Raw genomic sequence first — 14474 nt, 5'->3', positions numbered from 1 at the left:
CGTGGAGGCGGTCCGCGATCTCGGGCTCACCACCGACATCGAGACGGCGGCGTCCATCCTGGGCATCGGACGCAGCAAGGCCTACATGCTGGCCAAGGAGGGCGACTTCCCCGTACGGATCATCCGGGTCGGACGCAGCTATCTGGTGCCGGTTCCGGCGATCCTGGAACTTCTCGGCGTCCCCGTCAGTCACGCCTGCAGCTGAATCCGGGGATTTCCGCCACGGTCAAATGACGGTCAAATGATCAAAGGGCTGGTCGCGAGATTCCGCGATCAGCCCTTTTACCTGGTATTTCTTGGTGGAGCTGTGGGGATTTGAACCCCAGACCCCCTCGATGCGAACGAGGTGCGCTACCAGACTGCGCCACAGCCCCTTGGTTTCTCGGTGATCGCCTCACCGTGGAACCGAGGAAAGGCTAACAGGTCATCCGCACCCTCCGCGAACCACCCCTCCCCTACCGAAGGGACGGCCGCCCGGGATTCCCACCGCAACCGTGATTCACTCCGATTGCCCGCCAGCGCCGTCTCAGGACTCCGAGACAGCCCCCACAACCAGCCAGAACCCTTCAGCCGGCCACCAGCGCTGCCACAAAGCGCCTGAGACAAACCTGACAACCAGTCGGGCAAGACCCGATCGCGACGGGGGAGGCTGCGGCAGGGCGGCTCAGCCCGGATGCGGGCGGCACCGGCTGGACTGGCAACCGGGTCGCGGTGGCCCGGGAGGGGATCGCGTCACGCGTACCCCTCTATGAGGCGTGATGGTGCCGGCCGCCGGCTTCGTAGGGGCGACCACGCAGCCCGCCGCGCCGTCGATAGGAGACGGAGCCGCCGTTGGCGGCGACGGGCAGGTCGGAGGGTTCCCGGTCGAGGCCCATGGCGGCACGCCGGACGGCTTCGCGCTGGGCGGCGAGGCGGCGCTGGGCTTCGCGGCGGGCGGCGGCGCGGCGGGCCTGTTCGCGGCGGACCTCGGCTTGGCGGGCGGCGAGCCAGGCGGCTTCGCGGGCTTGGATTCGCCGGCGCCGGCGGTCGGCGATGGCGCGGTTGCGCAGGTGTACGAGGTAGACGGCGAGGAGGCTGCCGGTGACGGCGAAGCTGATCCAGAATCCGGGGCCGACCGCGAGGACGCCGACGAGTTCGATGGCGTTGAGGAGGACGAGGGCGGCGAAGACGCGGCGGCGGCGGACGACGGCGGGGGCTCCGCGGCGGCGCGGGGCGCGGCGGGGACGGCCGGTGACGAGGCGGAGTCTGCGTTCGGGTGGTTGCGGATCACTCGATGGGGCGGGGACCGTAACCGTGACCTGGCGGGCGGGGTTGATCGGTCGTCGTCCGGGCACGGTGCGGTGACGGCGGCGGCGTTGCAGAACCCGCGCCGTCGAGGACGCCCGCTCCGCGGCGAGGCGCTCGGTGGCGTCGTACCGGCGTACCAGCGCCGGGGCGAGGGCGAGCAGGCCCGCTGCGGCGAGGACGGCAAGGAGCACCGAGGTCGGCACCCTCAGGCCTCCGATCCGCCACGGAAAAGGACACGACGAATGCGAGGTTACGGGCGGTAGCCGTGATATTTCGCGCGCCGCGCCGGTAGCGTTCCGACCTTCAAGATCACTTAGCGGTACGGACGCGCCGCCACCGTGCCAGCAGGCCACCCTCGGCGGCGACCTCCTCGCTGGTCATGGCATATCCGAGATGGTCACGCCAACCACCGTCGATGTGCATGTACCGCTGGTGGTAGGCCTCCTCGCGGAACCCCAGCTTCTCCACGACCCGGCGGCTCGGCCCGTTCTCCGGCCGGATGTTGACCTCTATCCGGTGCAGCCCGCCCGGCCCGAACGCGTGGTCCACGGCGAGCGCCAGCGCCGTCGGGATGACGCCCCGGCCGGCCACCCGGTGATCGACCCAATAGCCCGCGTACGCCGAAGCGAACGCCCGCCGCACGATGTTGCCCAGGTTGACGTGGCCGACCAGCCGCTCCCGCCCGTCCTCGACGAGGCAGACGGCGAACGGCATGCTGTCGCCGTTGCGTGCGGCGCGTCTCATGTCGCGGTAGACGTAGCCGTAGGCGCGTGGCGAGTTCATCTCGGCCCACGGTCCGGGCGGCGCCGACTCCCAGGGCGCCAGCCACGCCTGGTTGGCGATCCGCACCTCGGACCAGGCCCGGGCGTCGCCCCGCTTGTACGGCCGCAGCAGCACAGCCCCGTCCGACAGCACGGCGGGCCATCCGGGTGTGGTGGCCCCCAGCATTCATCGCCTCCGGTTGAGCAGCAGTACGTCGACGGTCGAGCCGGCGGCCGCCGTGGTGACCCGTTCGCCGAGCACCAGCAGGCCGTTCGCCTCGGCCAAACCGGAGAGAGTGTACGGCCCTCCGGCGAGCGGCTGCACCGTGTAGCCGCCACCGCGCCGTTCCGCCACGTGGGCCGGCCGGAACTCGCGCAGCCCGCCGGGTGAGGAGACCGTCTCCAGCAGGTGCGCCTTGACCCCGGGTCGGAACACCGGCTCGGCCCCGGCGAGCAGCTGAATCACCGGGCGGGCCAGCACCTCGAAGCCGATCAGGGCGGCGCCCGGCTCGCCGGGGAGGCAGACCACCGGCACCTCCTCGCCGCCGACGGTGCCGAAGCCGAGCGAGGTGCCCGGGCAGAGGGCGACGTCGGTGAACTCGACGGTGCCGCGGCTGGGGCCGGGCCTGGACAGCACCCGGCGCAGCATGTCGCCGGGGCCGGTGCCGGTGCCGCCGGTCGTGATGATCAGGTCGGCGCGCAGCGTCTGGTCCTCCAGCAGGCCGCGCAGCCCTTCCGGATCGTCGTCGCAGATCCCGATCCGGTACGCCAGCGCGCCCGCCTCCACGGCCGCCGCGGTGAGCGCGTGCGAGTTGGCGTCCACCACCTGGCCGGGCTGGCTGGGCCGGCCCACGTCGACGAGTTCGTCGCCGGTGGCCACGACCACCACCCGCGGGCTGGGCCGGACCAGCACGTGCCCGATGCCGGCTGCGGCGAAGACGGCCACCATCGGGGGTGTCACGTACGACCCGGCGGCGGCGAGCAGCTGCCCGACGGCGAACTCCTCACCGGCCCGCCGGACGCCGGAGCCGCGTTTCGGGGCGTGCATGATCTCGACGGCGGCCATGCCCTGGTCGGTCCAGTGGACCGGGACGACCACGTCGGCGCCGATCGGCAGCGGCGCCCCGGCCGCCACCGAGAAGCAGGTGCCGGGGGTTATCCGGACCGGCCGCCAGTGTGCCGCGCCCATGTCGCCGACCACGTTCAGCCGGATCGTGCGGGCGGTGTTCTCGAACTGCCCGAAGGACGGGTGCGACCCGATGCGCCCGGCGCCGGCCAGGTCTTCCCATCGGGCCGCGTAACCGTCGATCGCGGCCTGGTCGAACGCCGGGAACGGGTGCGGGGCCACCACGTCGGCGGCCAGCACGTTCCCGTGCGCCTGGGTGAGGTCGAGGTCGAGCGGAGGCAGCGCGCGGAGCCTGCGCAGCACGCTGCCCAGGTACTCGGCGAGAGGCATCAGCTCGTTGGAAGCGGCCGCCTCGCGATCGGCCGTGGCGGTCATCCCTTCCGGCCGCCGACGAACTCGGTCAGCCAGGCCCGGAACTCCTCACCCAGGTCGGGCCGCTGGACCGCGAGCTGGACGACGGCCTGGAGGTAGCCGAGCGGCATGCCGGTGTCGTAGCGGTGACCGCGGTAGACGATGGCGTGCACCGGTACCCCGCCGGCCAGCATCGTGGCCATCGCGTCGGTCAGCTGGATCTCGCCGCCGTTGCCGGGTTTGGTGTCGGCGATCACCTCGAAGATCGAGCCGGGCAGAACGTACCGGCCGATCACCGCCAGGTTGCTGGGGGCCTCCTCCGGCGACGGCTTCTCCACCAGGCCGGTCACCTCGACGACGTCCTCGCCGAGGTCGCTCTCCCGGATCGAGGCGATACCGTACCGGGAGGTCTCGTGCGGCGCGACCTCCATGAACGCCAGGACGATGCCGCCGGTCCGCGCCTGGAGGTCGAGCATGGCCGGGAGCAGCGGCTTGTCCTCCTCGACGAACTCGTCGCCGAGCAGCACCGCGAACGGGTTGTCGCCGACGTGCGACGCGGCGCATCCGACGGCGTGCCCGAGGCCGAGCGGTTCACCCTGCCGGCAGGTGTAGATGTCGGCGAGCTCACTGGACCGGCGCACCGCGGCGAGACGGTCGTGGTCGCCTTTCTCCTCGAGCCGGGCCTCGACGTCCGGCCGCCGGTCGAAGTGGTCCACCATGGCGGTCTTGCCGCGTCCGGTCACCAACAGGACGTCGGTGATGCCGGCGGACGCGGCCTCCTCGACGATGTACTGCAGCACCGGCCGGTCCACCACCGGCAGCAGTTCCTTGGGCACAGCCTTGGTGGCTGGAAGGAAACGGGTCGCGAGCCCCGCTGCCGGAATCACCGCTTTGACGGCGCGCTTCGTCGTCATTCAGTCACTTCACCTTCATTGGGTTCGTGGCCGGGCATGCCGCGAGACTATCGGCCACGGCCGTGTCGCGGCGGGTGCGGCCCACCGGTGGTGGCGGGCGCGGCATCCAGATGCCCCTCCGCCCCGGCCCGGGAAACCCGTTCGGCGAGCCGATAGGTGTCCCGGCCGGCGTGTTTGGCGGCATACAGCGCCTCGTCGGCGGCGTCCAGCACCTCCTGGGCGGTGCCGCCGTGCTCGGGGAAGACGGCGATGCCGATCGACACACTGATCGAGATCCGGTCGTCGAGCCCCGGGCGGCGCGGATCGACCGGCACCGGCCAGTCCCGGACCGCGGCGCCCAGCCGCTCGGCGACGATCACCCCGCCGTACGCGTCCGTCTCCGGCAACAGCACCACGAACTCCTCCCCGCCCTGCCGGAACGCGACGTCGACCTCCCGCAGCCCGATCCGGATGCGCCGCGCGAACTCGCCCAGCACCTGATCGCCCGCGGTGTGCCCGTACGTGTCGTTCACCTCCTTGAAGTGGTCCAGGTCGAGGACCAGGACGGTGAGCATCCGCCCGAACCGGCTCGCCCGTTCCACCTCGCGGCGCAGCACCTCGCGCAGATAACGGTAGTTCCACAGTCCGGTCAGCGGGTCCGTCAACGAGAGACGCTGTGCCTCCTCATGGACACGGACGTTGTGCACGGCCACCCCGGCCTGTCCCGCGAACGTCCGCAGCGTCCGCAGATCGGCGTCGGAGAAGGCGGGTCCGCCCAGCCGGTCGTACAGGGCCAGGACTCCCAGGGTGCCCGGTTCCGGATTGGTCTCCGGATCGGTGGGCGGCGCGCAGATCGGCACCGCGAGATACGACTCACAGGCCGGCTCGTCCGGCCCCTGCCCGCTGGTGCCCCGCATCGGCCGGCCGGTCGCCGCCACCGCCCCGAGCACGCCGCGCCCCGGTGTCAGGCGCCGTTGGGTCAGCTCGGCCGCCGGCAGGTCCCAGGTTCCGGTCAGGCCGGCGCCGCAGCGGGCCGCCAGCCGCCCGTCCGACGGGTCGGCGAGCAGCAGCAGCCCCGCCCGGGCCCCGGTGGCGGTCATCGCGGTGCGCAGGATCACCGGCAGAATCCGGTCCAGGTCGTGCGTGCTGGACAGGGTGTCCCCGAGGATGGCCAGATGACGGCGCAGCTGATCCCGGCTCGCGGTCAGCGCCTGCACGTAGGACTGCAGCTCACGGGTCATCCGGTTGAAGGTCCCGGCGAGCCGGCCCAGCTCGTCCGGCCGCGGGATCGGCACGCGCGTGTCCAGATCCCCGTTCGCCACCCGGTCCGCGGCCCACGCCAGATCCCCGAGCGGGCGGGTGGTCGACCGGGCCAGCCAGCGGGCGGCCAGGACCGCCAGCACAGCGGTGACCAGCACGATCAGGAGCAGGATCGCGTACCGGAAGGTGGGCTCCCCGGCGGGCACGCTCAGCGTCAGCGCCAACGGCTGGCCGGGCGCCACCGTCAGCTGCCGGGTCACGCGAGCGTGCTCCGGCGCCGGCGCGCCGATCGCCACGCCCACCCCCGCGGCAGCACCGAGCCGGTCCATCAGGGCGTCATCGACACGCTGGGCGGCGATCACGGTCACTTCTTCGGCGTACGCGTACGCGGCGAACGCCGTACCCGTCCCCTCAACCGCCGGCTCGGCACAACTGACCGGCCTCGCGTTCCCGCCGCCCGTGGTGGTGCTGCTCGCGGTGGCACTGCTCGTGCCGGCGCCGTTCGCGGACCGGCCGAGCGACGGCTGGTCCGCAACGGTCACGTCCACCGTCGTGGCCAGCCCGCGAGCGACCAGTTGATCGGCGACCGCGACCCGGTTCTCGGCCGGGACCACGGCGACCGCGTCGGCGGCGGCCTGCAGTTGACGGCAGAGCGCACCCACGGCGGCGCTCACGGTGGCCGCCGCGTGGTCGAGGCGTTCGGTGGTCCGATCGTGGTTGACGGCACTCACGGTCAGTGCGACGAAGATCGACCCGAGCAGGACCGGACCGAGCACGACGACCAGGAAAGCGCTGGTCAGCCGGCCTCGAAGTGTCACACATCCTCCCGGGAGCGACCTTCTCTTCCAGCGATGCTGACATAGTGTGCACCGTTTGCCGCTTTTCAAAAGGGGGTGTTGCATGTCGGATTTAACCGGTGATGCGGAAAAATTACGGCAAATCAAGATCGCGCTACGCGTACGGCTGCTCACAGCCCGTCAATCACTCTCGGGCACCGCCCGAGCAGCCGCCGCCGCCGAACTCCAAACCCAGATCCTTTCTCTGGTACGCGAGACGCGCCCCACCCGGATCGCCGCCTATGTCCCGATCGGCGCCGAACCCGGCGGGCCCGACCTCCCGTACCGTCTGGCCGAGGCCCTCCCCACCGGCGGCCGCCTGCTTCTACCGGTGCTGCTGCCCGACAACGACCTCGACTGGGCCGAGTTCACCGGCGTGCTCTCCCCCGCGTCTCGCGGCCTTCTGGAGCCCACCGGCCCACGCCAAGGCCCCGCCGCCCTGCGCACCGCCGATCTGGTACTCGTTCCGGCCCTGGCCGTGGCCCTGGACGGCACCCGCATGGGCCGAGGCGGCGGCTCCTACGACCGCGCCCTGGCCCGGCTCGACGGCGACGGTCCACACGCCGCCGCCCCCTCCCGGAACGGCCCGCCCATCGCGGCCACCCTCGGGAAAGGTCCCCACACGGCCCACCCCGGCGAAGGCCCGAGCATCGTGGCGCTCCTCCACGACGGCGAGGACGTCGACGTCGTTCCCGCCGAGCCGCACGACCGCCACGTGCACGCGGTGATCACCCCCACCGGCGGCTTCTCTCCCCGGCCGGCACCGAACGACCGGGTGTGATCAGACCCACTCCGCACGCCGTGAGCGGCCGCATACGCCCGCCCGCTGAGCCCTCAGGCCGGCAGCGGAGTGGACGAATTGACCTCCGATGCCGCAACATTGGCACTCGGAGTTGGCGAGTGCCAGCAGCCGATCGATCCGGAGGAGCCGTGCCTACCTACCAGTACTCCTGCACCGAGTGCGGTGAGCAGCTCGAAGCCGTGCAATCCTTCTCCGACCCGGCACTCACCGAGTGCCCGAAGTGCCACGGCAAACTCCGCAAGGTGTTCAACTCGGTCGGTGTCGTCTTCAAGGGTTCGGGCTTCTACCGCAACGACTCCCGCTCGGGGAACGTGAGCGCCGAGAAGCCGGGCAGCGGAGACTCCGCCACCAAGAAGCCGGAGACCTCGACCACCTCCCCGGCGCCGTCGACCACCTCGACGTCGTCCTCGTCCTCCTCCACGGGTTCGGCGTCCTCGTCGAGCAGCAGCGGGACGAAGGCCGCGGCCGCTTCCTGAGCCGCCACCAGACGAAACAGCGCGCCGAGCCGGCCACCGGCTCGGCGCGCTCCCGTTCCACCCGCCGCAGCCGTCGGCGAGCGCCTTGCAGGCGGTCCCTCACCCCACCGGGACCTGAACGCCGGTAGCGGATCGGCCGTAGGCGTCCCGTCCGCTCCACGTGCCTACCCGCCTCCCGCCCGTCAGCTACCCGTCTCCGGCCTACCCGCGGCCCCGCCCGCACGGGAGGCGCTCCGGCTCCGGCTCCGGCTCCGGCTCCGGCTCCGGCTCCGGCTCCGGATAGCAGATCCCGCGGCCTGGCAGCGGTTTTCCACATCCGCCGGTCATCCACAGGCATCTCCGCGGCACGGATTCGCCCGGGCCTAACGTCGGCGTGCCCGCTTCTCCGGCGGCCCGACCTGGTGCGGCGATTTCCTGGAGGTCCCGATGCCCCGCGCGGATCCGGCACGGTCCGACGAGCGTCTCGATCCGGTGCGCTGGCGCCGGCCGAGCCGCGGCATGCTGCTCCGGCTGGCCGCGGCCGCAGTGTTGTTGATCACAGCGGCAGCGGTTCTCTGGGTCGAGCCGGCCGGCTGCGTCCCCGCGGAGGTGTCTCCGCGGGTGTCGGCGCCCGCCACCGGCGACCCGTCGGTCACCGCTTCGGGGCAGCTCTCGACCCGGCCGATCCCACCGGGCAGTGTCGGTGTGCCGGTCCGGCTGGCCGATCCGACCGCCCTCACCGTGGTCCGCCCCGGCAATCGTGTGGACCTGCTGAGACTCGACGGCGCCCGGGACGGGAGCACTCCGGTGGCGAGCGCGGCCCTGGTCCTGGAGGTGACCGGAGCCGACGATCCGGTGACCGGGGGCCTGCTGCTGGCACTCACCCCGGACGAGGCCGAGCGAGCCGTAACCGCCCCGTCCCCGGGCTTCGCCATCCTGATCCGCCCAGACTGACCACGGCCTGCTGCCGGCTCTCACCCCCGACGAGGCCGAGCGAGCCGTGACCGCCCCGTCCCCGGGCTTCGCCATCCTGATCCGCCCAGACTGACCACGGCCTGCTGCCGGCTCTCACCCCCGACGAGGCCGAGCGAGCCGTGACCGCCCCGTCCCCGGACTTCGCCACCTGATCCGCCCAGACTGACCACGGCCTGCTGCCCGCTCTCACCCCCGACGAAGCCGAGCAAGCCGTGACCGCCCCGTCCCCGGGCTTCGCCACCCTGATCCACCCGGACTGATCCGCGGCCTCCCGAGATGGAGATCCAGGTCTGAGCCATCACACGGAGGAACCGATGCGCCAAGGATGCGAGGGGAATCCCGGAGAGCCGGGCGTCTGGTCAGCCCCAGTGCGGCGGACGGTCCTCGAGCAGGCGGTCGTCGTTGGAGTGGCTGCGCTCGCCCCAACCGCGCTCGGTGTCGTCACGGGTCTGGTCGGGCAGCACCGGAGCCTCTTCGGACTCGAAGTCGACCTCACGCTCGGCGTCGTTGTCCCGCTCAGGGTCATCCAGGATGTCCACGTCTACGAGGGTAAGCCGAGAGCGTTGCGGCCGTCGTCCCCCTCCGGTTGTACCGTCGGTGAACGTGAGTTCCCCCACGAGCCCTCCGGACGACGACGCCTACTGGCAGCGACCCGACCCGTCCGCCGAGTCACTCGGCCGCCCCGAGCCGGCACCGGCGGCCGACCCCGGGGCGCCCGCCTATCCGGGCCCGCCGCGAGCCGAGCCGCCCCCGGCCGGCTGGCGCCCGCCGACGATCGCCCACCCGCCGCCCCCGCGCGCCCTGCCTCCACAGGACATGGGCGCGCTGGACGAGGCGGAGGGCTCCGCCCGGACCGTCACTTACGGGGTGGGCCTGGTCGCGGGCGCGATCGCCGTGGTGATCATCTGCCTGCTCTGCGCCCGGATCGTGTTCTGACTCCCCTGCCGAGTCCGTCCGCCCGCGCCGGAGAGGCGCGGGCGGACCGGGCAGCCCGCGATCGATACCGGATCAGTAGGTTCCCCAGACGGCCGTGGCTCCGGAGTCCCCGGTCTGATAGAGGTAGTAGACGCTCACGCCGGCCAGCACCACGAGTACCAGGGCGAACCCGATATCAGCGGCCTTCGGCAAGGCACGCGGGTCGCGGAAGGTCAGGGCGACCAGGAGCAGGGCGACCACGCCGAGGCCGAGGGTCAGCCAGAAGGTGAGCGTGCCGTTCGACATGTGGCCGTCCAGGATCTCCTTGCCGGCCGGAGAGACTCGCCCCCCGCTGAGCAGACGGTTGTAGAACTCGGTACCGGAAAGCATGGTGATCAGGGCGGCCACCGGCGCAGTGACGGCCAGCAGGGCGACGGCCCAGTTGATCCGGGAACGCCACCGGGTGACGAGGGCGTAGACGACCGCGCCGAGCGCCAGCAGGGGCACGAAGATGACGGCGGCGTGAAGCACGAGGACATGTACCGGCAAGCCGTTGACCTGGTCTAACACCAATTCCTCCTCGATCCGGGGGTCAGGCCAGCTTAGGAGTTGCGTGACGCCGCAAACATCCCTCCGAGGACAATCACGCGTGAAGCGTGACCGAACCGCGCCCTGCACACGGCTCTCCGCCGACGATCCCAGAGGGTTCAGCTCCTGGTTGGTGATTCCGCTCGCCCGTGTTGTCATGGACGAATGTCCACAGGTGCGGAACTTCTACGCGCACACGGGTTGCGGGTGACCCGCCCCCGGCTGGCCGTGCTCGACGTCCTCACCAGCGGCGGCCACCTGGAGGTCGACGAGATCGCCCAGCAGGTCCGTGGCCGGCTGGACTCGGTCTCCACCCAGGCTGTGTACGACGTGCTGAGCGCCCTCTCCCGGGCCGGGCTGGCCCGCCGGATCGAGCCGGCCGGCAGTCCCGCCCGCTACGAGGCCCGGGTCGGCGACAACCATCACCACATCGTCTGCCGGAGCTGCGGCACGATCACCGACGTCGACTGTGCCGTCGGCCGCCGGCCCTGCCTCACCCCCGACGAGACGCACGGCTTCGACCTGACCGAAGCCGAGATCACCTTCTGGGGCCTGTGCCCGGCCTGCCAGACCCGGCGCGAGGCCGACCGGTCCGTCTGACCCCGGCACCGCATCGGCTCGACCGCCGCGGCCAGCAGCCGCGGCAACATCGCGGCCAAGCGATCGAGGACAGCCGCGCGGCCGAGCGACCACGACGACAGCACGGTCCAGCGGCCGAAACAGCCACGCGGCCAAGCAACCGCGACAGCGGCAGGGGCAGGTGACCGCGACGGCGTGGCACGCTGGGTGGCATGACGGGAGACGCCGGGCTGTTCGGACCGGACTCGATCACCTGGAAACTGCACCGCGAACCCATCCTGTTGCTCGGTGGCCTGCGCTCGCTGTATCTGCAGGCGCTGCATCCCCGGGCGGTGGCCGGGGTGGCACAGAACTCGGGCTACCGGGCCGACCCGTGGGGCCGTCTTCTGCGGACCTCGGATTACGTCGGGACGGTCGTCTACGGCAGCACGGAAGACGTGGCGCGGGCGGCGGCCCGGCTCCGGCGGTTGCACGCCCGGATGTCGGCCGTCGACCCGCGGACCGGTGAGCGGTTCCGCATCGACGAGCCGGATCTGCTGCGCTGGGTGCACGTGGCGGAGGTGGAGTCGTTCCTGACCACCGCGGTGCGCGCCGGGGTGGGCCTCACCCCGGAGGAGGTCGACGGCTACTACACCGAGCAGCTCCGGTCCGCCGAGCTGGTGGGCCTCGACCCGGCGACCGTCCCGGCGACGGCAGCCGAGGTGGAGGCCTACTACGCCGCGATGCGCCCACAGCTCGGCCTGACCAGGGACAGCGCCGAGACCGCCCTCTTCCTGACGGTGCCGCCGGTCCCCGGCCACTGGGGCGGGCTGCCGCTGCGCCTCGGCCTGACGCTGGGACCGCCCCGCTGGGCCTATCTCGGCATCGCCGGGACCGCGATCGGCCTGCTGCCCCCTTGGGCCCGGAAGATGTACGGCGGTCTCGGCTGGCCCAGCACCGACCTGGCCGCCGCCCTCTCGGTTCGTGGCCTGCGCGCCCTCCTCGCGGGTGTCCTGGCAGCCTTGCCCAGCCGGTACCGGATGTCCCCACTCCGCCGGGACGCCCTGGATCGCGCCGGCCTGGCCTGACCACGGTCCGCCCCGCTCCGCAGCGAACCGGGCAACGAAGCCGAGGGCCAGGGCCCACCTTGGACCAGACCGGCCCGGCCTGGCCGCCATCCGCCCGCTCCAACGCGAGCCCGGGTGCCGCGGGCTGACGGCTAGGCGCTCAGGTGCTCCACGGCCGTCCAGGGCTCCTTCGCCACCGCGTCCGCCCCGGCCGGGCACACCTTGCGAAAGTCGCACCACCCGCACAGCGAACCCGGATTGACCGGGAACCGCTCGTCCGGGTCGGCGCCGGCCGCGACGGCCTTCTCCGCCTCCATGATGTCGACGGCGGTCTCCTCGGCCCGGCGCACCTGCCGGGCCAGCGACTCCTCGGTGTGCTCGTGGACCGCGACCGTCCCGGTGGGCAGGTGGTGCAGCTCGACACGGCGGCAGGGGCGACGGAAGACCCGCTGGGCGGCGAACGCATACAGCGCGAGTGCCTGCGAGCCGCGCGCGTCGTCGGCGCTGAGCCCGGACCGCCCGGTCTTGTAGTCGACGATGACCGCCTCGGGCCCTTCCGCCCCGGGCCGGGAGTCGATCCGGTCGGCCCGCCCGTTGAGAGCCAGCACGGAGGTCTTGGTGGCGACGACCCGTTCGACGCCGAGTGGCTCCTCCTCGGGATCGAGGGTGGCCACGTAGGTCTCCAGCCAGTCGAGGGCCCGGCGGTAGACGGCCCGCTCCTGGTCGACGTCGCGATAGCCCTCCCGCACCCAGGTGGCTTTGAGCAGGGTCGGCAGCGCCTCGGCCGCGCGCCGCTCCGGGGCCAGTGCGAACCAGTTCTTCAGCGTGGTGTGCACGCTGGCGCCGAGGGAGTTGTGCGCCCACGGTGGGCCCTTGGGCGGGCTGGGCCGGTCGACATACGAATACCGATACCGGCGGGGGCAGTCGATGAACGCCCCGAGTTTGCTGGGCGTGCAGACGAAGAGGCGCTCGGGCATGCCGGCGAAGCCGAGCTGCTCGGGGACCGCGGACCTGGTGTCACGGGATCGGGTGGGGGGCACGGAACAATCCTGCCAGCACCCCCCGACAGAACTCAGACCATGCCGGCGTAGGACTGCACGAAAGCGAACACCGCGTCGGCGATGAGCTGAACCGCGATGGCGGCCAGCAGAAGCCCGGCGATCCGGGTGAGCACCTCGATGCCGGCCGGGCGCAGCAGTTTGACGATCAGCCCGGAGAACCGCAGCACCAGCCACACGCAGGCCATCACGGCGAGGATGGCGGCGGCCAGGATCAGATATTCGTCGGTGGTCTCGGCGCGCTGCACGAACAGCATGGTGGCGACGATGGCGCCGGGCCCGGCGAGCAGCGGGGTGCCGATCGGCACGAGCGCCACGTTGCTGGTGCCGGCCTGTTCGGCGGGTTCGTCGGTCTTGCCGGTCAGCAGTTGCAGCGCGACCAGCACCAGCAGCAGCCCGCCGGCCGCCTGCAGGGCCGGGAGTTGCACATGCAGGTAGTCGAGGAGGGTCTGCCCGGCGACCGCGAACCCGACGATCACGCCGAGGGCGAGCAGCACGGCCTGCGTGCCGGCCCGGTTGCGGGCTTTGGCGGGCATGGCGCCGGTGAGCGCGAGGAAGACCGGGACCATGCCGGGCGGGTCGACGATCACCAGCAACGTCACGAAGAACTCGCCGAACAGCTTGACATTCACCCGAACAAGGTAGGGTCCGGCGTGCTTCGGCGCAGGCCGGTGCGTCGAGCGTCACCCCAGGACCGGCACTCCGGCCGCCGCCGAGACGATCTTCTCGTACGCCTCGGGGTCGGTTTGGAACGCTCCGAGCCGCACCGTCTTGTGCGTACCGTGGAAATCGGATGATCCGGTGACGACCAGGCCGAGCCGTTCCGCGAGAGCCCGCACCTGGGCCCGCTGCGCGGGGGTGTGATCCTCGTGGTCGGCCTCCAGGCCGAAGAGGCCGGCCTCGGCCAGGTCGACGATCAGCTCGTCGGGCACCACCCGCCCGCGCACGGTGGCCCGCGGATGCGCGAAGACGGTCACCCCGCCCGCCTCCCGCACCGCCCGCACCGCATCGAAAACATCAAGATCAGACTTTGGTACGAAGTACCGCGCGCCCAGCCACGTGGAGGCGAACGCCTCCGTGGTGGTCCGCACGAGCCCGGCCCTGATCAGCGCCTGTGCGATGTGCGGCCGCCCGACCGATCCGCCGGCGGAGTATCCGCTCACCTCTTCCCAGGTGATCGGCACCCCGTCCGCCCGCAGTTTCGTGACGATCTTCTCGGCCCGCTGTTCCCGGTCCTCGCGGAGCCGCACGAGTTCCCCGGCGAGCACCGGCTCGGACGGGTCGAACAGGTAGGCGAGCAGGTGCAGCGGAATGGCCGGCTCGGCGCCGTGCCAGCGGCAGGACAGTTCGGCGCCGCGCACCAGGCGCATACCGGTGGGGCGGGCGGCGGCGGCGGCGTCCCAGCCACCGGTGGTGTCGTGGTCGGTGATCGCCATGACGTCGAGCCCGGCGGCCGCCCCGGCCCGGACCAGTTCGCCCGGGGTGAGAGTGCCGTCGCTCGCGGTCGAATGACAGTGCAGGTCGATTCCGGTCACCGATGTC

At 72.1% G+C, this 14474-nt stretch carries 17 protein-coding genes, 1 tRNA gene and 1 pseudogene; 7 read left to right on the top strand and 12 right to left on the bottom strand.

From position 1 onward, the window contains the following. Position 1: 1 nt before the first annotated feature. A complete protein-coding gene (locus AB0I88_RS14055; protein WP_361022806.1) occupies positions 2-205 on the top strand; it encodes a helix-turn-helix domain-containing protein in 204 nt (67 codons plus the stop codon). Between the two features lie 92 nt (positions 206-297). On the opposite strand, the gene AB0I88_RS14050 is transcribed toward AB0I88_RS14055, so the two are convergent. From AB0I88_RS14050 to AB0I88_RS14025, 6 genes are all read right to left on the bottom strand, one after another. After that, positions 298-374: transfer RNA gene (locus AB0I88_RS14050), tRNA-Ala, on the bottom strand. A 372-nt stretch (positions 375-746) separates the two neighbouring features. Beyond that, the gene (locus AB0I88_RS14045; RefSeq protein WP_361023055.1) at positions 747-1496 is read right to left on the bottom strand and encodes a hypothetical protein; all 750 of its coding nucleotides are present in this window, start codon (positions 1494-1496) and stop codon (positions 747-749) included. Between the two features lie 100 nt (positions 1497-1596). After that, complete coding sequence (locus AB0I88_RS14040; RefSeq protein WP_361022803.1) at positions 1597-2235, bottom strand: GNAT family protein; 639 nt, start codon at positions 2233-2235, stop codon at positions 1597-1599. Beyond that, the gene (gene glp / locus AB0I88_RS14035) at positions 2236-3549 is read right to left on the bottom strand and encodes a gephyrin-like molybdotransferase Glp (RefSeq protein ID WP_361022800.1); all 1314 of its coding nucleotides are present in this window, start codon (positions 3547-3549) and stop codon (positions 2236-2238) included. Continuing rightward, positions 3546-4439 carry a UTP--glucose-1-phosphate uridylyltransferase gene (locus AB0I88_RS14030; protein WP_361022797.1) on the bottom strand — a complete coding sequence of 298 codons (894 nt, stop codon included), beginning with the start codon at positions 4437-4439 and terminating at the stop codon, positions 3546-3548. Before AB0I88_RS14030 ends, glp begins: the two co-directional genes overlap by 4 nt. Before the next feature lie 47 nt (positions 4440-4486). Then, complete coding sequence (locus AB0I88_RS14025) at positions 4487-6496, bottom strand: diguanylate cyclase (protein WP_361022794.1); 2010 nt, start codon at positions 6494-6496, stop codon at positions 4487-4489. Positions 6497-6578: 82 nt separating this feature from the next. On the opposite strand from AB0I88_RS14025, the gene AB0I88_RS14020 reads away from it, so the two are divergent. Continuing rightward, on the top strand, positions 6579-7295 hold the full coding sequence (locus AB0I88_RS14020) for a 5-formyltetrahydrofolate cyclo-ligase (protein ID WP_361022791.1): 717 nt from the start codon (positions 6579-6581) through the stop codon (positions 7293-7295). Then, a pseudogene (locus AB0I88_RS14015) lies at positions 7292-7585 on the top strand (FmdB family zinc ribbon protein); the annotation flags it as partial. The gene AB0I88_RS14020 and the pseudogene AB0I88_RS14015, both read left to right, overlap by 4 nt. A gap of 14 nt (positions 7586-7599) precedes the next feature. On the opposite strand, the gene AB0I88_RS14010 reads toward AB0I88_RS14015, so the two are convergent. After that, positions 7600-7800, bottom strand: coding sequence for a hypothetical protein (locus tag AB0I88_RS14010; RefSeq protein WP_361023073.1), 201 nt, complete (start codon positions 7798-7800; stop codon positions 7600-7602). A gap of 418 nt (positions 7801-8218) precedes the next feature. Here AB0I88_RS14010 and AB0I88_RS14005 point away from each other — a divergent pair, with 418 nt between their 5' ends. Next, on the top strand, positions 8219-8725 hold the full coding sequence (locus AB0I88_RS14005) for a hypothetical protein (RefSeq protein ID WP_361022788.1): 507 nt from the start codon (positions 8219-8221) through the stop codon (positions 8723-8725). 380 nt (positions 8726-9105) lie between these two features. On the opposite strand, the gene AB0I88_RS14000 is transcribed toward AB0I88_RS14005, so the two are convergent. Next, positions 9106-9285, bottom strand: coding sequence for a hypothetical protein (locus AB0I88_RS14000; RefSeq protein ID WP_361022785.1), 180 nt, complete (start codon positions 9283-9285; stop codon positions 9106-9108). Between the two features lie 64 nt (positions 9286-9349). On the opposite strand from AB0I88_RS14000, the gene AB0I88_RS13995 reads away from it, so the two are divergent. Next, on the top strand, positions 9350-9682 hold the full coding sequence (locus tag AB0I88_RS13995) for a translation initiation factor 2 (protein ID WP_361022782.1): 333 nt from the start codon (positions 9350-9352) through the stop codon (positions 9680-9682). 72 nt (positions 9683-9754) lie between these two features. Here AB0I88_RS13995 and AB0I88_RS13990 read toward each other — a convergent pair whose 3' ends face one another. Beyond that, positions 9755-10231, bottom strand: a complete 477-nt coding sequence (locus tag AB0I88_RS13990) for a DUF2231 domain-containing protein (protein ID WP_361022779.1) — start codon at positions 10229-10231, stop codon at positions 9755-9757. A 183-nt stretch (positions 10232-10414) separates the two neighbouring features. Here AB0I88_RS13990 and AB0I88_RS13985 point away from each other — a divergent pair, with 183 nt between their 5' ends. Together AB0I88_RS13985 and AB0I88_RS13980 are read left to right on the top strand one after the other, a co-directional pair. Next, the gene (locus tag AB0I88_RS13985) at positions 10415-10849 is read left to right on the top strand and encodes a Fur family transcriptional regulator (RefSeq protein WP_361022776.1); all 435 of its coding nucleotides are present in this window, start codon (positions 10415-10417) and stop codon (positions 10847-10849) included. A gap of 191 nt (positions 10850-11040) precedes the next feature. After that, a complete protein-coding gene (locus tag AB0I88_RS13980) occupies positions 11041-11895 on the top strand; it encodes an oxygenase MpaB family protein (protein ID WP_361022773.1) in 855 nt (284 codons plus the stop codon). Between the two features lie 131 nt (positions 11896-12026). On the opposite strand, the gene AB0I88_RS13975 is transcribed toward AB0I88_RS13980, so the two are convergent. The 3 genes from AB0I88_RS13975 to AB0I88_RS13965 all read right to left on the bottom strand — a co-directional run bounded on the left by AB0I88_RS13975 (position 12027) and on the right by AB0I88_RS13965 (position 14467). Beyond that, positions 12027-12851, bottom strand: coding sequence for a PD-(D/E)XK nuclease family protein (locus AB0I88_RS13975; protein WP_361023053.1), 825 nt, complete (start codon positions 12849-12851; stop codon positions 12027-12029). A 95-nt stretch (positions 12852-12946) separates the two neighbouring features. Then, entirely contained in the window at positions 12947-13564 is a 618-nt protein-coding gene (locus AB0I88_RS13970) for a MarC family protein (RefSeq protein WP_361022770.1), read from the bottom strand. A gap of 51 nt (positions 13565-13615) precedes the next feature. Then, entirely contained in the window at positions 13616-14467 is an 852-nt protein-coding gene (locus AB0I88_RS13965) for a PHP domain-containing protein (protein ID WP_361022767.1), read from the bottom strand. Positions 14468-14474: the final 7 nt, after the last annotated feature.

The sequence above is a fragment of the Actinoplanes sp. NPDC049802 genome, from assembly GCF_040656595.1.
Lineage (GTDB): Bacteria > Actinomycetota > Actinomycetes > Mycobacteriales > Micromonosporaceae > Actinoplanes.
The sequence above is the reverse complement of the archived record's forward strand: the minus strand, read 5'-3'. Positions and strand labels throughout refer to the sequence as shown.